The organism is Saccharopolyspora sp. MMCC62 (assembly GCF_057736575.1).
Window position 1 is genome coordinate 268,146 of the sequence record NZ_JBYKCM010000006.1, and the last position, 23,426, is coordinate 291,571.

Genomic DNA, 23,426 nt, shown 5'->3' on the forward strand with positions numbered 1-23,426 from the left:
TGTGGTCCGACGACAACGAGGCGGTAGCGTGCGAAAGATGGAAGCTGCACCGCTGATCGGCCGCATCGTTGATCGTGTGACGGTGGACCTGGAGGCCACGATCGATCGTTCGGTGGCGCGCACCTGGGACGAGGTGCCCGCCTACTCGGCCAGCCGGGACGAGAGCCTGCGGCCGGACCTGCGCGCCCACACCCGGTCGGTGTTCGACGCCGTGCTGCGCACGATGCGCTCCGGGCGCCGCGCCGGTCGCGACGACTTCCGCAGCTCCGTGGAGCAGGCCCGGCACCGGGTGCGGCAGGGGGTCGCGCTCGCGGACTTCATGCAGGGCTTCCGGATCGGGCAGGAGACGCTGTGGGAGGCCATCGTGGCCGCGGCGAAGGAGGATCCCGACACCCGGTTGGCGGCGCTGGACCTGGCGATCCACGTGATGAACGTGATCGAGGTGGGCAGTTCGGTGGCGGCCGAGACCTACATGGTCGCCCAGCAGATGGAGCTGGCCGACGACGACCTGCTCCGCCGGGACCTGGTGGAGGACCTGCTCGCCGCGCGCGAACTCACGCCCGGCCCGAAGGCGGACCTGGCCGCGGCGTGCGGGCTGGCGGCGGCCTCGTCGGTCGTGGTGGTCGTCGCGAAGCCCAGCACCGCGCTGCGCCCCGACCAGAGCCTGCGCGAGGTGGTCACGACGGTGCGGACCTCGATCGGCACCGGCCGGCAGGGGCTCGCGGTGCTGCGGCAGGACCACGTCGTGGGGATCACGCCGGTGCACGGGGACGGTGCCGACCTCACCAAGGGCCTGGAGCGCGCGCACCGCAGCCTGCAGGGCCGCGGCATCCACCTCGGCGTCGGCGTCAGCACCGTCCACGACGGGCTCGCCGAGGTTCCTGCCGCGCGCCACGAAGCGGTGCTGGCCCGGAAGAGCCTGGCCGGTGAACCGGGCGTGCGGCGGCTCGCGGAGCTGTCCCCGCTGGACTACCTGCTGCTGCTCGACGACGCCACCGCGCGGCGGCTGATCACGCCGTCGATGCGCTCGTTCATCGAGGAGGACCGGGCCCAGTCGGGCGCGCTGATCGAGACGATCCGGCTGTACGCGGCGTGCGACCTCAACGCGAAGGCCGCCGCGGAACGGCTGCACGTGCACGTGAACACGGTGTACTACCGCTTGGAGCGGATCTCCGAACGCACCGGTTGCGAGCTGCGCAGCTTCGCGGACTTCCAGGACCTGCTGGTGGCGGCGCGGCTGCTGGGCCCGGCCGAGTAGACCGGGGCGGGCAGCCGCGCCGCCGGGGGTGATCAGGCGGGCGGCGGCAGGACCAGCGCGTAGCCGCGCTTGGACCAGTCGCTGTCCTTGGCCTCCTGGATCGCCTTGACCTGGGTGTACTCGGCGAGGGCGTCGGGGCCGAGCTCGCGGCCGATGCCGCTCTGCTTGTAGCCGCCGAACGGGTTCATCGGGAACCCGGCGTGCCAGTCGTTGATCCACACCGTGCCGGCTTCCAGCTGGTCGGCGACTCGCGCGGCGCGCTCCGGCGAACCCCACACACCCGCGGACAGGCCGTACTCGCTGTCGTTGGCGATGCGCACCGCGTCCGCGTCGTCGGAGTAGCCGATCACGACCAACACCGGCCCGAAGACCTCTTCGCGGGCGATGCGCATGTCGTTGGTGACGTCGGTGTAGATGATCGGCGCCACCCACGCGCCGCGGTCGAACGGCGCCGCGTCGGGCAGCTCGCCGCGGTAGGCGATGGTGGCGCCCTCCTCGGCGGCGATGCCCACGTACCGCTCCACCCGCTTCTTCTGGTCGTGCGAGGCGACCGGGCCCATGTCGGTGCCCGGGTCGAGCGGATCGCCGATCCGCACGTCCTGCACCCGGCGGACCAGCCGTTCGACGATCTCCGCCTTGCGGGACTCGGGCACCAGCAGCCGGGTGCCGGACTCGCAGACCTGCCCGGAGTACATCAGGAACGCGAACAGCGACCCATCGATGGCGAGATCCAGGTCGGCGTCGTCGAGCAGGATGTTCGGGCCCTTGCCGCCCAGCTCCAGGGTGACCTTCTTGAGGTTCTCCGCGGCCTTGCGCTGCACGAGCTTGCCGACCTCGGTGGACCCGGTGAAGCCGATCTTGCGCACGTCCGGGTGCCCCGCCAGCCGGTCGCCGACGGTCTCCCCGGGCCCGGTGATCACGTTGAGCACGCCCCGCGGCAGCCCGGCCTCCTCGGCGGACTTCGCCAGCTCCAGCAGGGTCAGCGGGGTGTTCTCGTCGCACTTGAGCACGAAGGTGTTGCCCGCGGCCAGCGCCGGGCCCAGCTTCCAGCCGGCGAGCACCAGCGGGAAGTTGAACGGCACGATCCCCGCGCACACCCCGATGGGCTCGCGGCGGATCACCGAGCGGGAGTCCTCGGTCTCCGGGGACATCGGGTTGGCCTGCTCGGGTTCGAATCCTCGTGCCATCGCGGCGAAAACCCGCAGGTTCGCGATGCCGAGTCCGATGTGGAACGCGCCGGCGGTGCGGATGGTGACGCCGTTCTCGCCGGTCGCCAGCTCGCTGAGCAGGTCGGCCTTGGCCTCCATGCTGTCGGCGATGCGGTCGAGGACGTCGGCCCGCTGTTCCGGGGTCATCCGGCGCCAGGTGCCCTCTTCGTGGGCGGCCTTGGCCGCGGCGACGGCGGCGTCCGCGTGCTCCACCCCGCCGAAGGCGACGCGGGCGGTGATCTCGTCGGTGGCGGGCGAGGTGATCTCGTACGTCTCCGGCGCATCGACCCAGGCCCCGTCGATGAACATCCGGTAGGTCGGTGCTTCGGTCATGCTGGTCTCCTGGTGGATCGTGGTGCTGGTGGTTCGGCGGCCTGCCTGTGGTTCAGCGGCCTGTGGATTGGCGGCTTGCGTCCTGTGGACCTGCGTCCTGTGGACTGGCGACCGGCGGCCTGCGGATCAGTCGCCTGCGGACTGCTTGACCAGGTCCGCGGCCTTTTCGGCGATCATGATCGTGGGGGCGTTGGTGTTGCCGCGGACGACCGTCGGCATCACCGAGGCGTCGGCGACGCGCAGCCCGTCGACGCCGAGGACCTTCAGCTCGTGGTCGACGACGTGGCCGATTCCGCAGGTCGAGGTGGGGTGGTAGAGGGTCTGGCCCACGCGGCGGGCGAAGTCGAGCAGCTCCTCGTCGGACGAGCCCTCCGGGACCACGTGGTCGCCGGTGATGACCTCCTTCATCGGCGCCTGCTCGGCGATGCGCAGCGCGGTGCGCAGCCCGGCGACGATGGCGGCCCGGTCTTCCTCGGTGGACAGGTAGTTGTGCTGGATGCGCGGCGCGACCTCGGGGTCCGGCGAGCGGAGGGTGAGGCTGCCGGTGCTGGTCGGCTTCAGCACGCACGGCCCGGCGGCGAGGCCCTGCGCGGTCTGGGCGCCGAGGCCCTCCTCCGCGAAGAAGCACGGCGTCGAGTGGAACTGCACGTCCGGCCCGGCCAGCCCCTCGCGGGTCTCGAAGAACCCGCCCGCCTCGCCGATGTTCGAGGTGAGCGGCCCGCGGCCTTCGGACTGCAACAGCGCCGCGTTCTCCGGGCTCGCCGCGGTCATCAGCGTCTCGCGGTCGGTGAGGTAGTTCAGCATCACCATGTAGTGGTCCTGCAAGCGCTCCCCGACGGGGAGGTCGGCGAGCAGCGGGATGCCGAAGGCCGCCAGCTGCGCGGCCGGGCCGACTCCGGAGAGCAGCAGCAGCTGCGCCGAACCGTAGGCGCCCGCGCTGAGGATCACCTCGCGCGCCGCGCGCAGCTCCTCCACCCGGCCGTCGCGGCTGATCTCCACGCCGACGGCCCGGGAACCCTCGAAGAGCACCTTGCGGCTCAGCGCTCCGGTGATCACGGTCAGGTTGGGGCGCTCCGCGGCCGGGTGCAGGTAGGCGACGGCGGTGCTGCACCGCATGCCGCCGCGCTGGGTGACCTGGAAGCGGCCGACGCCGAGCTGATCGGGGCCGTTGAAGTCCTCGTTGTGCGCGTAGCCCGCCTCGACGGCCGCGTCGACCCAGGCGTCGCACAGCGGGTTCATCGACCGGCTCTCGGACACGGTGAGCGGGCCGTCTGCGCCGTGGTACTCGTCGCCGCCGCGGGCGTTGCCCTCGGCCTTCTTGAAGTAGGGGAGGACCTCGTCGTAGCTCCAGCCGGTGGCCCCGTCGGCCGCCCACTGGTCGTAGTCGGCGCGGTTGCCGCGGATGTAGATCATCGCGTTCATCGAGCTGGAACCGCCGAGCATCTTGCCGCGCGGCAGGTAGGCGCGGCGCCCGTTGAGCTCCGGTTCCGGCTCGGTGTCCAGGTCCCAGTCCCACCGGCTCTTGAACAGCGAGCTGAACGCCGCCGGGATGTGGATCTCGTCGGCCGTGTCCGCCGCTCCCGCTTCGACCAGCGCCACCGTCACATCGGGGTCCTCGGTCAACCGGGCGGCCAGCGCGCACCCCGCCGAACCGGCTCCGACAACGATGTAGTCGTACATGGCTTCCTCGCTCCCCGTTGAGTCGATCTGCTCGGGGACGAGTGTGACTACGGGCACAGCGCCAGGACTTTGGGTCAGCCTCCAGAGTTGCGCCGATCGGCCTGTAGCCAGGCCACAAGCCGGGTGGAACGGGCCGGATCGACCGTTTTGCGGGAGATCGAGCGGGTTGGGCGAGTGCGCCGTGGCGTGGTCGGTGCCCGTGCCCGTGCCCGTGCCCGTGCCCGTGCCGGTGCTCGTGGTCGCGGTGTCGGCTCGGCGGCGTCCCTCGGGCGGGTTGCGCGCGTCGTCGGCGGGGTGCGGCGAGACCGACTCCGGTCGGTCCGTCGTCCGGTCGGCGCGCCGTCGCCCGCGGGGCTCGCTACCTGCCGTCTGCTACCTGCCGCCCGCTTCCCGCCGCCTGCTGCCTAGCCGCGCTGGTGGGCGATGCGGGCCAGCAGGTCCCGGCTGGCGGTGGCGACCGCGGGTTCCACGCCGAGCTCGGTGAGCATCTCCGCCGCGGCCGCCATCTCGGCGGTGCGGCGGACCGCGTGCCGGTGCGTCCCGCGCACCATCCTGTCCATTGTGGATTCTCCTGCTGCCGTGAGTTCGGCCACGATGTTCTCGCGGAGCCACTGCTCGTGCCCCGCGGCGCGCGCGGCTTCCAGCGCTTCGACGACGGCGGCCGACATGCCCTTGAAGAAGACGCTGCGCAGGAGCTTCTGCGTCGCGGCCAGCCCGGCGCCTCCCTCCGCGACCGCCACCTGGGCGCCGAGCGGGTTGAGCACGTCCGCGACCTGCCGCGCGGCGCGGCCGCAGGCGAGCATCGGGGTGCGCAGCCCCGTGCCGAGAACGGGAGCCATGATCGCCACGTCGGCGAAGGCGACGCCGTGGTGCTCGGCGAGAGAGTCGAGCTCGCGCTTGGTGGCGGGCGAAGCGGTGTTCAGGTCGGCCCACGCCGCGTGCGGTGCGACGGCGCCGGCGCCCGCGCGCAGCGCTTCCCGCGCCGCCGCACTGCTGTTCGCGCTCAGCACCAGGTCCGCGCCGGTGGCGGCTTCGGCTTCCGAGGTGGTCTCGACGACCCCGTCCGGAGCGGCCACCGCCGGGTCGTAGCCGCGCACCGCGGCCCCCGCGACGAGCAGATCGCGGGCGAACGCGCCGCCCGCCTCGCCGAGTCCCAGCACCGCGATGGTCGGACGACGATCGTTCCCGGTCATGGCTGCCCCTCCGGTGGAGATGCGGAACTTCCCAGCCGCCACCGTAGACTGCGCACAAGATTGGTGACAATCTCGGTGCGAATCGAGGAGGGGCGGCGGAAGCCGGTGAACCGTTCGCCGTGGCGTGCCGCGGCGCGGTCGTGGTGGGGAGGTCGCCGACCCGGCGATCGCGAGTCGGACGGCGATCGCCCTCGCCGCCGCGCTCCTGCGGACCCGGAACCCGGAACCGGACCGGGCGGCCGAACTCGCCCGCGGTGCCGATCGTGCCGTGGTCGTGGCCGGGATGCCGTGGGCTCGCAGCGATGCGCCGGCGGTGCTCGCCGAGGCCGAGCCCGCGGCCGTCCCGGGAAACCCGCACCGCCGCCGTGCTGGTCGCGGCCGAGCTCGGCGACCCGCGCGAGTCGGCACGCCGGGCGCGGCTTGCCGAACTCGGTCCCCGAACTGCGCGGTGGGGCCTCGACGGCGGGCGGTTCCGGGGCTGTGCGTGGACGGGGCGGTCGGTGCGCGTCCTGCGCTCGTCGTGGAGAACCACGACGGCGCGGCCGGGTTCGGCCCTCGTGCTCCCCGCCGGTCGGCGAGGCCGGTCCCGCCGCCGAGCGGCGGGGCCGCAGGGTCAGAGGTCGACGACGACCTTGCCGTGCACGTGGCGTCCTGCCTGGAGTTCGACCGCGGCGCGGACCTGCTCGACCGGGAAGTGCGCCGCGATCGGCACCCGCAGCTCCTCCGCCGCGACGAGTTCGGCGATCTCGTCGAGGGCGCCGCGGGGTGCGGCGGCACCGTTCGCGGGCGTGATCCCGTCGAGCTGGGCGGCGATGGTGGTGATGCGCGCGTCGGGCACGCCGAGTTCGCGCGCGACGTGCGCCGTGTCCGTCCCGTGCAGGTCGACGGCCGCGGTGATGCCGTCGGGGGCGAGCGCGCGGACCCGGTCGGCCAGGCCGTCGCCGTAGGCGACCGGCTCGGCGCCCAGGGCGCGCAGCGCATCGGCCGAGGTCGCCGACCCCGTTCCGATCACCCGTGCGCCCGCTCGGCGGGCGAGCTGGACGGCGAACACGCCCACCCCGCCACCGGCTCCGCCGATGAGCACCGCGTCGCCCGGCCCGGGCTCGACGACGGCCAGCGCCGCGGCCGCGGTGCGGCCCGCGATGGCGAGGGTGGCGGCGGTGCGGTCGTCGACGCCGTCGGGGGTGCGGTGGGCTTCGCCGCCCACCGCGATGGTCCCCGCTTCGTCCACGACGACGTGGTCGGCGATCGAGCGGGACAGGGCGCCGCCGAACACCCGGTCTCCGACCGCGAAACCGCGCACGCCGGCGCCGACCTGATCCACGGTTCCGGCGAAGTCGGTGCCGAAACCGCACGGCAGGCTCAGGCCGAATCGCGCGGCGGTGTCGGCGTCGGAGGTCATGAACCAGTCCATCGGGTTCAGGCCGGCGGCGGTCACCCGCACGCGGATCCGGCCCGGTCCGGCCTGCGGCGCCGGTGTCCGGCGGACGCGCAGGTTCTCCGGCCCGCCGAACGATTCGAGCTGGACCGCGCGGCTCGTGTCCGCCGGAGTGGTGCTCGGTTCTGCCACGCTCGTCTCCCTGGTGGTTCGCGTCGCCGCACAAACGGACTACGCTTCGGTTAGCGGCGACCCTAACACAAGTGGAGCGTGTTCCGTTTTGGTTGATGCAGAGAACCGCGCACCGCGGGCGGATGCGGCCCGCAACCGGCAGCAGCTGCTGGACGTGGCGACCCGCTTGTTCGCCTCGGCGGCGAACGAGCCGTCGATGCGGGCGATCGCCGCCGAGGCCGGAGTCGGCATCGCGACGCTCTACCGGCACTTCCCCACCCGCGAATCGCTCGTCGAAGCGGTCTACGCCGACCAGGTCGCGCGGCTCACCACCGGCGCCCGCGAACTCCGCGCCCGGCTCGACCCACCCGCGGCGCTGCGGAGTTGGATGGACCTGTTCGGGGAGTGGATCGCGACCAAGAACGGGATGCTCGGCACCCTGCACACGATGGTCGAGTCGGGCGAGATCGCCCATGCCCGCACCCGGGCCGAACTGCTCGCGGCCATCGACGACATCCTCGAAGCCGGTCGTGCGAGCGGGGAACTCCGGAGCGACGTCCCGGCCGAGGACATCGCCGCCGCGCTCATCGGGATCTTCACCGTCTCCCGCTCGCCCGGGAACGAGGAGAGGGCGGCCCGTCTGCTGGACCTCCTGATGGACGGGATCCGGGTCCACGCCGAACCGGCGGCCGGGTGAGGCGCCGCCCCGGCCCGAGGAGGGGTCTCGGCGCCGCCCGGTGATCGGCGATCCACTGTGGACGGCGGCGGGTTGGCGCGGCCGAATCGCCCATCACGTGATCAGGGACACGTTCCGCGGGTGAATCCTGCGGCGGTGCCCCGCGCCTCTCGTAGGCGGCTCCGGAAGTGGAGCGACGAGAACGCGGAGGGAACCACCATGTGCGATGCCACGTCCGCCGGTGCGGCGGAGGTCCACCGGATCAGGCCCCGCGAGTGCGCGGGAACCGCGGTCGACCCGATCCGGCTCGAACCGGTCGACGAAGTGCGGATCACCGTGCTGATGGACAACAGCTTCGACGCGCTGCTGCCGGAGAGCCCGGTGGTCCGGCGGGCCGCGGTGACCACCGGCCCCGTTCCGGTCCCGTCCTTCGAAGAGGTGGAGAGCCCGGTCGGGCTCAGGGCGGAGCACGGCTTCTCCGCGCTGGTCGCGGTGCGCCGGGGCGGGCACGAGTCGACCGTGCTGTTCGACGCGGGGATCTCGCCGGACGGCGTGGTGTGCAACGCCGACCGGCTCGAAGCGGATCTCGGCGGCGTGCAGGCGGTGGTGCTCAGCCACGGCCACCACGACCACACCGGCGGCCTGCTCGGCGTCCTCGAACGCCGCCGCGGCGACCTGCCGGTGCTGCTGCACCCCGAAGCGTGGACACCGCGGCGCCTGGACGGGCTGGTCGACCTCCCGCGGCTGAGCCGGCGCGCGCTGGAGCGCGAAGGCGTCGCCATCGTCGAGCGGCGCGACCCGTCGCTGCTGGTGGAGGGCATGATCCTGGTGACCGGCGAGGTCGACCGCACCACCGAGTACGAACGCGGCATGCCCGCCGCGCACCAGCGGTGGACGGGGGAGGCGTGGACCCACGATCCGCAGGTCGTCGACGACCAAGCGCTGGTGGTGCACCTCCGCGGCCGAGGGCTCGTGGTGCTGACCGGATGCGGCCATGCGGGCGCGGTCAACATCCTGCGGCACGCCCGGCGGCTCACCGCGGTCGACGACGTGCACGCCCTGATCGGCGGCCTGCACCTGAGCGGACCCGCGTTCGAACCGGTCATCGCCCCGACCGTGGCGGAACTGGTGCGGCTGCGCCCCGACGTGCTGCTGCCCGCGCACTGCACCGGCTGGCGCGCGAACCACGCGCTCGCCGCCGCTCTCCCCGACGCGTGGATCCCCAGCAGCAGCACCTGCGTGCTCCGGGCTGCTTGATTCCTCGGGGCTCGGCTCGTTCTGCGTAGCGACGCGGGTGGCGCAAGCTCAGCGTTCTCCTCGCTGCGGGATCGTTTTCACCGGTGGCTCGGCCACAGGAGAAAGCGCTGTCATCGCGCGGAGAAAGCTGAGAACCCGCGGCGGTGCCGGATGCTCAGGTGGTCGGCGGCTTCGCCGCTGAGAGGCGGTGCGGAGTCGAATTTCGGAGGTGGCGAAGTGGTGGGTGATCGGTGGGTGTCGGGGCCTCCGGCGCTCTCGGCGTTGTCCGGTGAGGTCGTGGACGCCGCGCGGCGGGGGGATCCGGGGGCGTTGGCGGAGGTGATCGCTCGTGCCGACCCGGTGGTCCAGCGGATGGCTCGAAGTCGTTGCGCCACGCGGGAAGACGCCGAGGACGCCGCGCAGGAAGCACTGCTCATCCTGTACCGGCGCCTCGGCGCACTGCGCACCGCCACGGCGCTGGGTGCTTGGCTGGCGCGGGTGGTCGGCCGCGAATGCCTGCGGCTCGCCCGCCGCACCCTTCGGGCGGCCCCGGCCGAACGTCGACCGGTCGGGGACCGCGCGGTGGAGGACGTCGTGCTCGGGCGGCACGGCGACCTGGCCGCCGCGCTGGCCGGATTGCCGGTGCAGGACCGGGAGATCCTGCTGCTGCGCGACGTCCTGGACCGGTCCGGCGACGACACCGCCGCCGAGCTCGGACTCACCCGCGCCGCGATGAAGTCCCGCCTGCTCCGAGCCCGCGGCCGGCTGCGCCGGGCACTGCTCGGGTGAACCCGGCGGGCCGCCACCGGGCCGACCGGTGCGCGGACCCGCCGCGGCCGGTCAGCGCGCGCCGAGCGCGGGCAGGAACTCGGCTTCGATGAAGTCCTCCAGCGACGTCGGGGTGGTCGTGTCCGCCGTCCGGCGCTGGACCGCGCGCAGGTGACCGGTGTTCACGGCGTGCGGGACCTCGGTCATCATCGCGCGCACGCTGTCCGACACCCCCGCCGAGCGCAGCCGCTCGTCGAAGGCCTGCGTCGTGCAGCGCTCGTAGGTCACGGGATGTCCGATCGCGGTGGCGATCGCCCGGGCGACTTCGTGCATGGTCACGTCCCGCGCGCCGTGCAGTTCCCGGACGATCGGGGTGCCCGGGCGGGGCCGCAGCAGCTCCTCGGCCGCGGCCAAGCCGACGTCGCTCGTGGTGATCATCGGCAGCGGGACGTCGGGGTCGAACGGTGCGGTGATCGTGCGGTGGGTCCGCACGGAGTCGACGTGGTCGAGGAAGTTCTCCAGGTAGTAGCCGGCGCGCAGGAACGTGAGGTGCACACCGGGAACGGCCGAGAGGCGTTCCTCGAACCGGTGCAGGCCCGCGACCGGCCCGGTCCCGCTCGCGTGCTGCGCTCCCCAGCTGCTGAGCGCGACGACGCGGGGCACCCCGGATTCCGCGACGGCCTCGGCGAGCGCGGCCGCCGCCCGGTCCTGGAACGCGGCGAAGTCCGGGTGATCCGGCAGGTAGTTGGGCTGCAGGACGAGGTAGGCGGCCTCCGCGCCGTGCAGTGCGGCGGCCATCGCGGCCGGATCGGACTGGTCGGCCCGCCGGGGCTCGGCGCCGCGGCCGGTCAGGTCGGCGAGCCTGCTCGGGTCGCGGCCGACGACGCGCACGGCGTGGCCGTGGGCGAGCAGGTGCGATGCGGCCGCGCGGCCGGTGCGACCGCCGGCTCCGGTGATCACGTGCACGGTTCTTCCCCTATCGGTGGTGGTTTCCGCCCGCGGACGTGGTGCGGGCGGTGCGGTCGGCGAGATCCGCCGCGCGACCGCCGTGCGGTTCTCCTCCGGACAGGTGCGGGGGAGCACCGCCCCGGCAGGCGTGTCGGGTGGGAGCGAGCGGTGTCGTGGCGCCGCGATCCGCGGCGGAATCCGGCCGCGGCGCGGGAAGTTCCGGCCGAGTCGCGGATCGTGCGCGGCGGCGAGCCGAGCGCCGCGACGGTCCCGGTCGGCGGGCCCGGTCAGCAGACCGCGACCGGTCGGCGCCCGGAAGACCACGCCGCCCCGGGCGCGCCTTCCCCCGCGGCGCGGTGGCGCGGCGGTGTCCCGGCGTCGAACAGGGGTGCTCCGGGAGAGCACCCTGCGGCCTACCCCCGGTCGGCCGGTGCGGGGTCCGACAAGGTGGCGAACGACGCGAAGCTCAGCAGCGCTTCCTCGGTGGCGCGGTCGGCGGGGTGGTACGCCCAGATCCGGTGCCCGTCGCTGCCGGGGAGTTCCAGCACGTGCTGGTCGAACTCGACCGGGCCGACCAGCGGGTGCCGGAACCGCTTGCGGTCGAAGGACTTCTCGTGCACGTCGTGCCGTGCCCACGCGGTGCCGAACACCTCGCTGCGCACGGCGAGCTCGCCCACCAGGTGTTCCAACCGGACCGAGTCCGCGGCGGGCCCGGCACTGGCGCGCAGCGCCGCGACCACGCAGACCGCCAGCTCGGGCCAGTCGGTGAAGAACTCCTGTGCCCCTGGAGACAGGAACACCATGCGCGCGTAGTTCCCCCGGTGCTCCAACCCCTCGTGCAGCACCTCGCCCAGCGGGTTGGCGGCGATGACGTCGAGCCGTCTGTTCACCACGATCGCGGGAACGGCCACCGAGTCGAGCAACGACCGGACCGCCCCGAGCCGGGCCGCGCCGATCCCGTCCGCGTCCGGTCGGGCACCGGTTCCGACGGCTCCGCTCGCCGTGATCTCCCGCAGGTACCGCGCGGAGGCGCGGTCCAGCAGCAGGGCCTCCGACAGCGCGTCCACCACCCTGGCCGACGGATGCCGTTCCCGGCCCTGCTCCAACCGCGTGTAGTAGTCGGTGCTGATCCCCGCGAGCAGCGCGACCTCGTCCCGCCGCAACCCCGCCACCTGCCGGCCGCCGCCCGGCACGAGGCCGTGCTGCTCCGGACGCACCTGCCTGCGCCGAGCCCGGAGGAACTCGCCCACCGGGCTGACCAGCGCCTTCGCCACCGCTGACTCCATGAGCCCACCGTAGGCAGCTCACCGGGAGCACGGGTAGGAGCCCGACACCCACTCCGGCGCCCGCCGCGCCCGTCCCCGCCGGGTCGGTCGGCTCACGGCTGGGTGCGGGTGATGACCAGCAGGCCGCGCACTCGTTGGTTCCCGATGCGTTGGTACAGGTGGTCCCGGCCGGCGTCGAAGGTCGCGAAGTCGCCGGGGCCGATCTCGGCGGTGGCGGCGACGGGACCGAGGCGGATGCGGCCGGAGTGCAGGTGCAGGTGTTCGTGCGTCCCGCGCGGGTGGCCGGGCGAGTGCTGCGCGGCCGCGCTGTGCAGCTGGAAGTCGTAGATCTCCGTCGAGGACCCCCGGTCGGCGGTGGTGTGCAGCAGCCAGGCTTCGACGGACTCGCCCACCACGCGCGTCCCCTCGCCGCGGGGGACGACCCGCGGCGGCGTGATCGCCTCCGGTTCGGTGATCAGCCCGGCCAGACCCGTGTCGAGGGCCGTGGCCAGCGCGTAGAGCGTGTCCAGGGTGGGGTTCCCGCCACCGGCCTCGAGCTGGGTCAGCGTCGCCCTCGACATGTCCGCCCGGCGCGCCAGCTCCACGACGGACAGGCCGCGCCGACGGCGCAACCTGCGCAGGTTCTCCGCGAGCGGCTTTCCCACCTCACTCATGCTGACCATTATGTCAGGCATGGTGACTGCTGTGATAGACACTCGGTGGAAGTGAGCAGCCGGTCGGCGGGGGCGGCGTCGACACCGCGCGCGCACCGCGCCGCCGAGCGAGGAAGGGCACCACCATGACCGACGTCGAGCACCTGCCGGAGCGCAGCCGCATCGTGCAGCAGCACCTGATCGACGCGGGCCTGACCGCACGCGTGCGCGAGCTGCCCGACTCCACCCGCACCGCCGCCGAAGCGGCCGCGGCGCTCGGCTGCGAGGTCGGCGCGATCGCCAGCAGCCTGCTGTTCCAGGCCGACGAGGAGCCGTTGCTGGTGATGACCAGCGGGCGCCACCGCGTGGACCCGGGCGTCCTCGCCGATCAGCTCGGCGCGACGACCGTCGAGATGGCCACCGCGAAGCAGGTCCGCGCCGTCACCGGCCAGGCCATCGGCGGGGTCGCTCCGGTGGGACATCCGGCACCGGTGCGCACGGTGCTCGACGAGGCGCTGGCCGAGCACGAGACCGTCTGGGCCGCCGCAGGAACCCCGAACACGGTCGTACCGCTGACCCCGGACCAGCTCAGCGCGCTCACCGGCGGCCGCACGGTGCAAGTCGCGACGAACTGACCCCCGCCGCCGGACGCCCGCGCGGACCGGCGGCCGCACCCGAACCGGGTCGGGATCCGGCGGTTGCGCGGCCGCCGGACCGGGACGGCGGGGCCGGTGCGCCACTTCGATCAAGATCTGCGGATGCGGGTGCGGGCGTAAGCGAGCCCGGTCCCGCCCAGTGCTCTCGTGCGAATCCACCACGCCTGCGTCCGGGGGACGGGGAACAGGATCTGGTAGTCGCGTCGGCGGATCGAGTGCAACGAGTCGCGGGCGAGGGCGTGGTACCGCTGCGCGAACCACCGCGACGACGGGTGCACCGAGCGCCACCAGCCCTCGGACTCGGTCAGCAGCCGGTCCACCCGCTCCGCCTGGCGGCGGGCGAGCAACCGCAACGGCCGCGTCGTGACCCCACTGGACACGGCGATAATGCGGGATCTCATTGCTCCGAAAAGGGTGGGAGCGGTCGGCGGAAAAACCGAACGTGGAGTCCGATTCACGTCGAAGTGCTGGGTGGAATCGGGTTTTCCGCCGTCGCCGGTTCCGGCCACTGCGGGGCATCGGGTGACGAGCAGGTGTCCTGCGTGCTCGCCCGCGAACTCGCCGCCGGGGAACTGCGCGGTGCGGGTGCGCGCAGCGGTGGGTCCGGCATCGGTAGCGTGCGATGCAGGAGTCCGCTGCGCCCGCAGTGTCCGCTGTGGACGGTCGGCCTGCCGGGAGTGCCCGCGGCCGACGCGGGCCCGTTCTCCGAAACGAGGGGCACCCCGCGGCGCCGACTACGCCACCTCCAGCAGCAGCGCGGCGAGCTCGGCGGGCGTGGTGATCATGCAGTCGTGGCCGGTCGGCAGTTCCCGCACCCGCTCGCCGGCCGGGACGGGACGCCGGGTGATGCCCGCCGGTCGCCCGCCGACGCAGTGGATGTGCGTGCGCGGGATCGCGCGGGCGGAGGGGTCGTCCATCCGGACCGGCTCCTGCAAGCACCGCACCGGCTGGTCCGACAGCATCGAGCGCAACCAGGCGACGTCGTCGGGATCGGTGACTCCGAACAGGCCGAGCGGCGGCGGCTGCTCCGGCATCGGCGGAACCCGCCAGCCGTCCACGGCGACGTCGATGAGCTGCTCGGTGACCGGTTGGACGTCGACCGCGGTCTCGCCGTCCTCGGGGACCATCGCGTCGAGGAACACCAGGTGCGCGATCCGCTTCGGGACGCGGTGGGCGACACCCGAGACGACCATCCCGGCGTAGCTGTGCCCGACGAGCACGATGTCGTCGAGGTCCTCGCCTTCGATCAGGTCGGCGACGTCGTCGACGTGGGTGCCGAGCCCGACCTCGGGGCCCAGCAGGTGCACCTTGTCGCCGTAACCGGTCAGCGACGGCGCGAGCACCCGGTGCCCGGCCGACTCCAGCAGCGGGACCACCCGGTCCCAGCTCCGCCCGCTGTGCCAGGCGCCGTGCACCAGCAGAAATGTGGTCATGGTGCTGCGGTTCCTCCTCGTGCCTCGGTATTGTTCAGTAACCGAGAACATCGTCATCCCCACGACGCGCACCGGGCAATGCGGCACTTTTCAGTGCCCCGGTTCTCAGGAGGTAACCGTGCAGGACCCGTGCCGGACCCGCGAAGTCCTCGGCATCGTCGGCGACAAGTGGGCGCTGCTGATCGTGCGGATGCTCGAGGACGGGCCGCTGCGCTTCACCGAGCTCAAGCGGGCCGTCGACGGCATCAGCCAGCGCATGCTCACCGTGACGCTGCGCGACCTCGAACGCGACGGAATCCTGACGCGCACCGTCCGCAACGTCATGCCGCCGCACGTCAGCTACGAGCTGACCACGATGGGCCGGACCTTGCGCGAGGCCACCGCACCGCTGCTCGAGTGGAGCATCGCGAACCTCCCGCACATCGACGCCGCCCGCACCGCGTACGACACCCGCGAAGTCCCCGGCCCCTGAAGCGGCACCCACCGCACCTGGCCGGAGGGTCGCCGACCGGGGTGCGCGCCGGTCGGTCACGCCCGCGGCAGGTCGCGGGGGCGGGGCAGGGGCGTCGGGGAGGGGTGTGCCGGACGGCGGGACGCGGTGCGGTCGACGGCCGCCGGTGGCTCACCGGTGGGCGACCGGCAGGTCGTCGGGCAGGAAGTCGCTGCTGGTGGAACGCGGGTCGGCGGAGGCGCGGAGGACGGGGAAGACCTCGGCGCGCAGGTCCGCCTCGTAGGCGGCGATCTCCGCGAGCAGGTCGGAGTCGTCCTGGGCGGCTCGCTGCAGTGCGTTCGCCAGCGCCGCGGCGTCGCGCAGGGCGCTGTTGGCCCCGGCGCCGAAGGTCGGGGGCATGGCGTGGATGGCGTCGCCGAGCAGCGTCACCCTGCCGGTCGCCCAGGGTTCGGCCGGTTCCAGGTGGCGCAGGGATTGCCGGAGCAGGGTTTCCGGGTCGACGTGCTCGACGAGCTCGGCGAGCGCCGGGTGCCAGCCGGTCACCGCGGTGCGCATCGCGGCGTGGAGCCGTTCCGGGGTGGCGCGCCACAGGTCCGGGACCTCCGTTGCGAGCGGGCCGTTTCGCGGCAGGCCGAAGTTGACCATCAGGTACGGCTCGACCGGGTCGATGTCGGCGCCGGGTGCCAGCTCGGCCGCCGCTTCGGCGACCGGTCGGCGCGGTTGGTAGGCGCCGTAGGCGAACGTGGTCCCGTCCGGTCCCGTCGCGATGGCGAAGCCGTCGAACAGCGCCTCGGGCAGCGCGGCGACCAGTTCGTCCGTGAGCGGCGCTCGCGATGCCACACCGCGCGCGCCGGTGTCGACGGTCGCCACGTGCGGGAGCAGCTGCCTGCGGACCGCCGAGCGGATGCCGTCCGCCGCGACGAGGACGTCGCCGGTGGCCGAGGAACCGTCGGTGAACAGCAGCCGCACGCGTTCCCCGTCGTCCTCGAAGCCGGTGACGGTGCGTCCGAAGTGGAGGACGTCGTCCAGCCCGACGCTCATGATCTGGCGCAGGGCGCGCCGGTCGACCGCCGTGTGCGGGCGTTCCGGGTCGTTGGCCGGGCCGATGTGCGGGCGGGTCCCCAGCTCGCGTGCCCGGTGGTCCAGCAGGACGAGGCGTTCGCGGCGGGGCTTCGCGCGCGAGGTCTGCACGTAGAGCTCGTAGAGGTGGTCCGGCAGGCACTGCCGCAGCGCGCCGCCACCCGCTGCGTTCATGTGCAGCCGGTAGCCGGACCGCACGATGCCGGGCGCGCTCTCGTACACCGCGCAGCTGATCCCGCGCCGACGCAGTCCCTGCGCCAGGCAGAGCCCTCCCATTCCGCCTCCGGCGATCAGGACGTGACACGGCGACACGGACTTCCTCCTCGGCGTTCGGCGCGGAACGGGTGCGAGCCGGTGGCCGAATCTCCTTGCCGGACAACGACATCCGCGCTGATGTCCGTCATCCTGCGGCAGCCGGGACCATCGGGGAAGCCGAGATCGCCTATGTTGGTCATCGGGAACGCCGATGACCGGGCGAGGTGCGATGGGGCTGGATCTGAACCTGCTCGTCTCCCTGGACGCGCTGCTGCAGGAGCGCAGCGTCACCAGGGCGGCGCAACGGCTCGGGCTGAGCCAGCCGACGTTGAGCACCGCGCTGGCCCGGCTGCGGCGCCACTTCGGCGACGAGTTGCTCGCCAGGACGGGCAACGCCTACGAGTTGACCGCGCTGGGGGAACGGCTCGCCGAGCACACGACGCAGGCATTGATGTGGACCGACCGGGTCTTCCAGACCCGGCCCGAATTCGACCCGGAACGATCCGACCACGAGTTCACCCTGGTGGTCGCGGACTGCCACCTGCCGATCTTCGGCCGCGCCCTGGCCGACCTCGTCCGCGAGCGCGCGCCGCACGTGCGGCTGAAGTTCCAGCACAGCACCACCCACCTCGTCCAGCGGGCCTCCGAGCACCTGCGCACGGTCGACGGGATCGTGCTGCCGCAGGGCGTGCTGGTGAACTTCCCCTCCACGCACCTCTACCGGGACCGGTGGGTGTGCGTGGCCTCGTCCGGCACTGCCGCGGACGCCGTGGCGGCGGACTTCGCCGAGCGGACCTGGGTGGTGGCCTACCAGCCGCCGTTCTCCGCGTTGTCTCCCATGCCCAGCCTGCTCGCCGGTGGGTCGCGGCTCGACGTCGCGGTCATCACCGAGAACTTCCTGTCCGTCCCGCACCTCGTCGCGGGCACCGATCGGCTCGGCCTGGTGCCGGAGCGGATCGCCCGCCTGCAATCGACCGCGGACGTCAGCGTCGTCGACCTGCCCTTCGAGCTCGGCTACCTGGTCGAGTCCTTGTGGTGGCATCCGATGCACGAACGCGACCCCGCGCACAGCTGGCTGCGGCACGTGGCCGCCGAAGCCGGGCGGGCCGTCGACCGGTGAGTCCGGGGCGTTCTTCGCGGCGTGCCCGGCCGGGTGTTCGGTCCTCCGCGCGCTGCGGCGACGTGCGGTCGGTGCAGGTGCGCCGGCGCTACCGGCCGGGGTTCGTCCCTGGTCGTACCCACCCGATCTTCGGTGCGCAGCAGGACGATCCGGGCCAGAGCCCGGAGCGCTCGCCGATCGGGCAGCACCGACCGGCCGGCACCTCAGCCGAGCGCGCTGATCCCGGTCGCCAGCCCCTCCCGGCCTGCCGCCCACGACGCCAGCAGGGCCAGGCCGTCCGCGGTCGGCGTGCCTTCGGGCGCGGTGTAGACGTTCAGGAGCAGGCCGGGTTCGGCGGACAGCTCCGCGGACTCGACGTCCAGGTCGAGCCGGCCCACCACCGGGTGGTGCAGGCGCTTGCGCCCGGACCGGTGCAGCCGGACGTCCTGCGACGCCCACCGCTGCCGGAAGAGCTCGCTGCGCGTCGAGAGCTCACCGACCAGGCCGACCAGTTCCTCGTCGTGCGGGTTGCGGCCGGATTCCATGCGGAGCTTCGCGGCCACATCGCGCGCGACCCGGTCGTAGTCGACGAAGAACTCCGCCGCCACGGGGTCGAGGTACACGAACCGCGCCGTGTTCGCCGGTCGTCGGGTGTCGGCGAACACCGGCGCGTACAGCGCGCGGGCCTGCCGGTTCGCGGCCAGCACGTCGTAGCGGCCGTTGCAGATCCAGGCGGGCGCACCGGTGATGGCGGCGAGCACCTGGTGCAGCGCCGGACGCACCGTCGCGGCGGGTCGCCGGCGGCTCGGGCCGCCGCGAACCCTGGACCGCCGCGCGAGGTGGAACAGGTGATCCCGCTCGGCCTCGTCGAGTTGCAAGGCGGCGGCCAACCCGTCGAGCACCCCGTCGGAGGTTCCGGCGAGGCTGCCGCGTTCCAGGCGCACGTAGTAGTCGACCGACACCCCGGCCAGCAGCGCCACCTCTTCGCGGCGCAGACCCGCGACCCGGCGGTGGCCGCCGTAGGCGGGCAGCCCGGCCCGTTCGGGCGTGATCCGCGCACGGCGCGAGCTCAGGAACTCCTTGATCTCGGTGCGCAGGTCGAGCGTGGTCACCGCTTCACCCTAGGCCCTGCCCGCGGGCGGAGGGAGGTGCTGCCAGTACCCCGCACGCACGGCGTCGCGGCTGGCGACGGCCGGTGGGCTGTCCGGCCCCGAAGCAGGGAAGCAGGCGATCTCGCCGCCCGAGGTGGACCGCAGGGCGGCGGCGAGTGCCCGTGGCCCAAGCCCCGCACGGACGCGGATCGGGTACGGGTGCTCCCGCGGGACCGCGGGACCGCGGACGTGCGCCCGAGGTCCCGCCTCCCGCTGTCCCGCGCCGACGGCTAGGTGCCCGATGCGGTCGTGGCGATGCCGCCGTCGACCGGGATGACGGCGCCCGTGAGGTAGGACCCGGCCCGGCTGGCGAGGAACACGGCGGTACCGGCCATGTCGTCGTCGTGGCCGAGCCTGCGCAGCGGGGCCTTCGCGGCGATCTCGTCGCCGATGGCCTCCAGCGTGGACGCCATCATCTGCGACGGGAACGGCCCCGGCGCTACCGCGTTCACCGTGACGTGCTGCGGGCCCAGTTCTCTGGCGAGCACCCGGGTGAGCTGGTGGAGTGCCGCTTTGCTGCCGGCGTACGAGTAGTTGGGCGACCCGGCGACGTGGATGGCGGCGATGCTGCCGATGTTGATGATCCGCGCGGGATCACCACCGGTGCCCGCCCGGCGGAGTGCGGGGAGCAGCGCCTGCACCAGCCAGAACGGCGCTTTGAGGTTGAGGTCGAGCACGGCGTCCCACGCCTCGTCCGGGAACGTCTCCAGCGGCTCGCGCCACATCGCTCCCGCGTTGTTGACGAGGACGTCCAGGCGTCCCGAGTCGGCTTCGACGAGATCGGCGAGGCGCCGGCATTCGTCGTGCCTGGACAGGTCGGCGGGGATCGCGCGAACGTCGCCGAACTCGGACAGCCGGTGCTGCGCCTCAGCGCACGCGTCCGCCTTGCGCGAGCTGATGACGACGCGGGCGCCCGCCTGCAGGAGGCCGCGCGCCACCATCATCCCGATGCCCCTGGTGCCACCGGTGACGAGCGCGTGCTTCCCGCTCAGGTCGAAGAGGTCCGCGTGCGCGGTGAACTGGTCTTCCGCCATGGGTTTTCGTTCTTCCCGTCGTGGAGTCCTGCGTGGACGCGGACGCGCGTCCGCTGCAACCGGATCGAGCCGCCGCGCGTCCGCGGAGTGCCGCCGGGCTCGTGCTCGCGGCGACCGGGACGGGCTCGCGGGTGGCCGTCGTGGGCTCCTCCCGCTGGGCCGTCCCCGGCCCGGCTCGACCAGGTTGGCAAGGATTCCGGGCGCCGGGGAGAGCCTGCCGGCGCAGGTACCACGAGAACCCCCTTCGCCCGGTGCACCGACTCGCGCTGCCGCGATGGTCCGCCGATCGAGCTCCGCGGGACGGAGATGCGGATCGAGGATCTGCGCTTGCCGGTCGCGGGAATACGGCGATGAGCCCGTGCGCGGTTCGGGCCCGAGACCGCTGGTGCTCTGAACCGTCGGTTGCGGGCCGGGTGGGGAGAATTCGGGAGCCGGGCCCGAAAATGCGGCTACGAAACGGGATTGCCGACCGCCGCCGTCATCGGCGCGCTGAAGATCGAGCCGCCCCGAAGGGCGGCACCGACCGCGAAACCCCGCCCGGGCTGCACGAGCAGCGGGCGGGGTGCGCGATCTGCTCCGGGCCACCGAGCCTGCCGATGGGCGTCGGCGACGGCCGCACCGCCCGCGCCGCTCGGTGGTACCCGGCCGGTGGCGCCGCAGGCCGGGGTCAGCGGTGACTCCCCGGGCCCGCGGGCCGGTCGCAGGTGGTCAGGCCGGTTCTTCGGGTGCGACCTCGTACTCGGCGGAGGTGACGTGCCTGCCCCACGTGACGGGGTTCCCCGCGTCGTCGTTCTGCTGGATGGCGATGTGGACCATGAACCGGTTGGGGGCGGCGCCGTGCCAGTGGTTCTCGCCGGGTTCGAAGAAGACCCGGTCGCCGGCGCGAATGGTTTCCACCGGTCCTCCCTCGCGTTGGCACCGCCCCACTCCTTCGGTGACGAAGACGGTCTGGCCGTGGGGGTGGGTGTGCCAGGCGGTGTGGGCTCCGGGGGTGAAGTGCACGGCCGCGGCGGCGAAGGTGGAGCTGCCTGCGGGCGCGGCGACCGGGTCGATGTAGACGTCGCCGGTGAACCAGTCGGCGGGGCCTTTCTGGGTGTCGAGGCTGCTGCTGCGGGTGATCTGCACTGCGCGCTCGCTTCCGTTCGTCGGTGCTGGTGCTCAGGGGGTGAGGAGGGTTTTGACGGCGCTGCGTCGATCCATGGCCTGGTAGCCCGCTGCGGCCTGCTCCAGCGGCAGCGTCAGGTCGAACACCTTGCCGGGGTCGATCTCGCGCCGCCAGACGAGGTCGACCAGACGGGGCAGGTACCGCCGCACCGGGGCCGGTCCGCCGTGCAGGTGGACGTGGGAGAAGAACAGTTCGTGGCCGGGCAGCGCGACGTCGTGGGCGACGCCGACGTAGCCCACGTGCCCGCCGGGCCGGGTGGAGCGGATGGCCTGCATCATCGATTCCTGGGTGCCGACGGCTTCGACGACGCTGTGCGCGCCGAGCCCACCGGTGAGCTCCGCGATCCGCGCGACGCCGTCGTCGCCGCGTTCTTCGACGACGTCGGTGGCGCCGAATTCGCGGGCGAGTTCCTGGCGGGAGGGGTGGCGGCTCATCGCGATGACGCGTTCGGCGCCGAGCCGCCGGGCGGCCAGGACCGCGAGCAGCCCCACGGCACCGTCCCCGACGACGGCGACGGTCTTGCCGGGCCCGGCCTCGGCCGCGACGGCCCCGAACCAGCCGGTGCCGAGCACGTCGGAGGCGGCCAGCAGCCCCGGGACCAGGTCCGCGGGCGGGTGTTCGGGGGTGGCCACGAGGGTGCCGTCGGCGAGCGGGATCCGCACCCGTTCGGCCTGGGTTCCGATCGCCCCCATCGCGACGCGCTGCGCGCAGGAGGGCTGGTAGCCGGACCGGCAGATCTCGCAGGTGCCGTCGGAGGCGAAGAACGAACCGACCACGAACTGGCCCGGCCGGATCGTGTTGACCGCGCTGCCGACCTCGTCGACGACGCCGACGTACTCGTGGCCCATCGGCGTCGGGCCGCTGACCTCCTCGATCCCTCGGTACGGCCACAGGTCCGAACCGCACACGCACACCGCCGAGGGGCGGATGATCGCGTCGGTCGGGTGCATGAGCACCGGGTCCTCCCGGTCCTCCACCCGCACATCGCCGGGGGCGTGCAGTACGACACCACGCATGGTCCTTCTCCTCCTCGTGCTTCCTGGGAACGCCGTCGCCGTGGGTTCAGCCGACCGGCGCCGGGGTGCGGACTTCGCCGCTGCGCCTGCGTGGCGCCCGGGCTGTGGCGAGCAGTCCGATCGGCAGCAGCGCCGACCCGGTCACCACCGCGCCGAGCGCGGCCGGGCCCGCCAGCCACCACGCGCTCGACAGCGTCGCCCCGGCCACGGCGGAACCGGCAGCGGTACCGAGGTTGAACGCGGCCGTCGCCATCGAGGAGGCGAGCGCCGATCCCTGCCCGGCGTGCCGCAGCACCTGCGCGATCAGGACCGGGTTCGCCCCGAGCCCGGACGCGCCGAGCAGCACCACCAGCACGACCACGACCACCGGGTGCGCCGGAGCGAGAGCCAGGACCGCCAGCTCGGCCGCGGTCAGCGCCACCGCCCCGGCCACGGTGGCCAGCGGACGCCGGTCACCGAGCCTGCCGCCGAGCGCCGTGCCCGCCAGCGCACCGACCCCGAACCCGGCCAGCACCACCGGCACCCAAGCGGCGGGGACACCCGCGCGGCCGGTCAGCAGCGGGCTGATGTAGCTGTAGGCACCGAGGAATCCGGCCTGGGCGAGCACGATCGCGCCCAGCACCACCCACGTGCGCCACGGGCGCACCGCGGACAGCTCCGCGCGCACCGGTGCGGGACGGTCCGCGTCGCCGGCGCGTTCGCGCGCGGCGGCGGGCGTGGACCGCAGCACCGCCGCGGCGGCCAGCAGGGCCAGCGCCGCCAGCAACCAGAACGGTCCTCGCCATCCGGTGAGCCGACCGGCGGCGGTCCCGAGCGGCACACCGGCTACGACGGCCAGGCTCAGGCCGCCCGACATGACCGCCAACGCGCGCGCGCTCGCGCCGGGACCGGCGGCCCCGGTGGCCACCACCGCGCCGACGGCCCAGAACGTCCCGGTCGCGAGCGCGGTGATCACCCGAGCGGTGGTCACCACGGCGAACGAACCGCTCAGCGCCGCCACGACGTGACCCGCGGCGAACACCAGCAGCGCCAGCACCAGCGTCGCCCGCTGCGGCAGCCGCAGCGTCGCCAGCGCCATCACCGGCGGGCCGATGATCATCCCGGCCGCGAACGCCGTGATCAGCGACCCGGCCCGGGCGATGTCCACCCCGAGGTCGGCCGCGGCCTCCGGCAGCAGGCCCGCGAGTATGAACTCGGTGGTGCCCATCAAGAAGATGCCCGCGGCGATCACGTGGACCAGCCCGGGCAACCGCGTGCGGCCGGTGGTGCCGCCGTGCGGATCGTTCAACGCCCCGTCCTCCCGGTGGCTCGTCGCCGGG

22 protein-coding genes are annotated in these 23,426 nt (G+C 73.5%); 7 read left to right on the forward strand and 15 right to left on the reverse strand.

Annotation, left to right across the window (positions count from 1 at the left end):
- The first annotated feature begins 37 nt into the window (after positions 1-37).
- A complete protein-coding gene (locus AC29IT_RS16705) occupies positions 38-1,258 on the forward strand; it encodes a PucR family transcriptional regulator (protein ID WP_488219323.1) in 1,221 nt (406 codons plus the stop codon).
- Positions 1,259-1,290: 32 nt separating this feature from the next.
- Here AC29IT_RS16705 and AC29IT_RS16710 read toward each other — a convergent pair whose 3' ends face one another.
- From AC29IT_RS16710 to AC29IT_RS16725, 4 genes are all read right to left on the reverse strand, one after another.
- Positions 1,291-2,799 carry an aldehyde dehydrogenase family protein gene (locus tag AC29IT_RS16710; protein ID WP_358444469.1) on the reverse strand — a complete coding sequence of 503 codons (1,509 nt, stop codon included), beginning with the start codon at positions 2,797-2,799 and terminating at the stop codon, positions 1,291-1,293.
- 126 nt (positions 2,800-2,925) lie between these two features.
- Entirely contained in the window at positions 2,926-4,479 is a 1,554-nt protein-coding gene (locus AC29IT_RS16715; protein WP_358444466.1) for a GMC family oxidoreductase, read from the reverse strand.
- A 404-nt stretch (positions 4,480-4,883) separates the two neighbouring features.
- On the reverse strand, positions 4,884-5,672 hold the full coding sequence (locus AC29IT_RS16720; RefSeq protein WP_488219324.1) for a DUF1932 domain-containing protein: 789 nt from the start codon (positions 5,670-5,672) through the stop codon (positions 4,884-4,886).
- Positions 5,673-6,285: 613 nt separating this feature from the next.
- Complete coding sequence (locus AC29IT_RS16725) at positions 6,286-7,242, reverse strand: NADP-dependent oxidoreductase (RefSeq protein ID WP_358444460.1); 957 nt, start codon at positions 7,240-7,242, stop codon at positions 6,286-6,288.
- Between the two features lie 88 nt (positions 7,243-7,330).
- Between AC29IT_RS16725 and AC29IT_RS16730 the strand changes: the two genes are divergently transcribed.
- From AC29IT_RS16730 to AC29IT_RS16740, 3 genes are all read left to right on the forward strand, one after another.
- Positions 7,331-7,918: a TetR/AcrR family transcriptional regulator gene (locus AC29IT_RS16730; protein WP_488219325.1), complete on the forward strand. Its 588-nt coding sequence runs from the start codon at positions 7,331-7,333 to the stop codon at positions 7,916-7,918.
- Positions 7,919-8,116: 198 nt separating this feature from the next.
- A complete protein-coding gene (locus AC29IT_RS16735) occupies positions 8,117-9,154 on the forward strand; it encodes an MBL fold metallo-hydrolase (protein WP_488219326.1) in 1,038 nt (345 codons plus the stop codon).
- A gap of 276 nt (positions 9,155-9,430) precedes the next feature.
- The gene (locus AC29IT_RS16740; protein WP_488219421.1) at positions 9,431-9,922 is read left to right on the forward strand and encodes an RNA polymerase sigma factor; all 492 of its coding nucleotides are present in this window, start codon (positions 9,431-9,433) and stop codon (positions 9,920-9,922) included.
- 51 nt (positions 9,923-9,973) lie between these two features.
- On the opposite strand, the gene AC29IT_RS16745 is transcribed toward AC29IT_RS16740, so the two are convergent.
- From AC29IT_RS16745 to AC29IT_RS16755, 3 genes are all read right to left on the reverse strand, one after another.
- Positions 9,974-10,861 (reverse strand): NmrA family NAD(P)-binding protein, encoded by an 888-nt coding sequence (locus AC29IT_RS16745; protein ID WP_488219327.1) that lies wholly within the window; start codon positions 10,859-10,861, stop codon positions 9,974-9,976.
- 401 nt (positions 10,862-11,262) lie between these two features.
- Positions 11,263-12,135, reverse strand: a complete 873-nt coding sequence (locus AC29IT_RS16750; RefSeq protein WP_488219328.1) for a helix-turn-helix domain-containing protein — start codon at positions 12,133-12,135, stop codon at positions 11,263-11,265.
- 92 nt (positions 12,136-12,227) lie between these two features.
- Entirely contained in the window at positions 12,228-12,788 is a 561-nt protein-coding gene (locus AC29IT_RS16755) for a helix-turn-helix domain-containing protein (RefSeq protein ID WP_488219329.1), read from the reverse strand.
- 125 nt (positions 12,789-12,913) lie between these two features.
- On the opposite strand from AC29IT_RS16755, the gene AC29IT_RS16760 reads away from it, so the two are divergent.
- Entirely contained in the window at positions 12,914-13,402 is a 489-nt protein-coding gene (locus AC29IT_RS16760) for a YbaK/EbsC family protein (protein WP_488219330.1), read from the forward strand.
- 110 nt (positions 13,403-13,512) lie between these two features.
- Here the strand turns inward: AC29IT_RS16760 and AC29IT_RS16765 are convergent, their stop codons facing one another.
- Complete coding sequence (locus tag AC29IT_RS16765; RefSeq protein ID WP_488219331.1) at positions 13,513-13,803, reverse strand: hypothetical protein; 291 nt, start codon at positions 13,801-13,803, stop codon at positions 13,513-13,515.
- Positions 13,804-14,157: 354 nt separating this feature from the next.
- Positions 14,158-14,856 carry an alpha/beta fold hydrolase gene (locus tag AC29IT_RS16770; RefSeq protein WP_488219332.1) on the reverse strand — a complete coding sequence of 233 codons (699 nt, stop codon included), beginning with the start codon at positions 14,854-14,856 and terminating at the stop codon, positions 14,158-14,160.
- 118 nt (positions 14,857-14,974) lie between these two features.
- On the opposite strand from AC29IT_RS16770, the gene AC29IT_RS16775 reads away from it, so the two are divergent.
- Positions 14,975-15,328 (forward strand): winged helix-turn-helix transcriptional regulator, encoded by a 354-nt coding sequence (locus tag AC29IT_RS16775; RefSeq protein WP_488219333.1) that lies wholly within the window; start codon positions 14,975-14,977, stop codon positions 15,326-15,328.
- Between the two features lie 150 nt (positions 15,329-15,478).
- On the opposite strand, the gene AC29IT_RS16780 is transcribed toward AC29IT_RS16775, so the two are convergent.
- On the reverse strand, positions 15,479-16,663 hold the full coding sequence (locus AC29IT_RS16780; protein WP_488219334.1) for an FAD-dependent oxidoreductase: 1,185 nt from the start codon (positions 16,661-16,663) through the stop codon (positions 15,479-15,481).
- A gap of 190 nt (positions 16,664-16,853) precedes the next feature.
- Here AC29IT_RS16780 and AC29IT_RS16785 point away from each other — a divergent pair, with 190 nt between their 5' ends.
- Positions 16,854-17,762, forward strand: a complete 909-nt coding sequence (locus AC29IT_RS16785) for a LysR family transcriptional regulator (protein ID WP_488219335.1) — start codon at positions 16,854-16,856, stop codon at positions 17,760-17,762.
- A 203-nt stretch (positions 17,763-17,965) separates the two neighbouring features.
- Here the strand turns inward: AC29IT_RS16785 and AC29IT_RS16790 are convergent, their stop codons facing one another.
- From AC29IT_RS16790 to AC29IT_RS16810, 5 genes are all read right to left on the reverse strand, one after another.
- The gene (locus AC29IT_RS16790) at positions 17,966-18,853 is read right to left on the reverse strand and encodes a helix-turn-helix transcriptional regulator (RefSeq protein WP_488219336.1); all 888 of its coding nucleotides are present in this window, start codon (positions 18,851-18,853) and stop codon (positions 17,966-17,968) included.
- 269 nt (positions 18,854-19,122) lie between these two features.
- A complete protein-coding gene (locus tag AC29IT_RS16795; RefSeq protein WP_488219337.1) occupies positions 19,123-19,926 on the reverse strand; it encodes an SDR family oxidoreductase in 804 nt (267 codons plus the stop codon).
- Positions 19,927-20,634: 708 nt separating this feature from the next.
- Positions 20,635-21,051, reverse strand: coding sequence for a (R)-mandelonitrile lyase (locus AC29IT_RS16800; protein ID WP_358444414.1), 417 nt, complete (start codon positions 21,049-21,051; stop codon positions 20,635-20,637).
- Positions 21,052-21,084: 33 nt separating this feature from the next.
- Positions 21,085-22,107: a zinc-dependent alcohol dehydrogenase family protein gene (locus AC29IT_RS16805; protein ID WP_358444412.1), complete on the reverse strand. Its 1,023-nt coding sequence runs from the start codon at positions 22,105-22,107 to the stop codon at positions 21,085-21,087.
- A gap of 46 nt (positions 22,108-22,153) precedes the next feature.
- The gene (locus AC29IT_RS16810) at positions 22,154-23,395 is read right to left on the reverse strand and encodes an MFS transporter (protein WP_488219338.1); all 1,242 of its coding nucleotides are present in this window, start codon (positions 23,393-23,395) and stop codon (positions 22,154-22,156) included.
- Positions 23,396-23,426 lie beyond the last annotated feature (31 nt).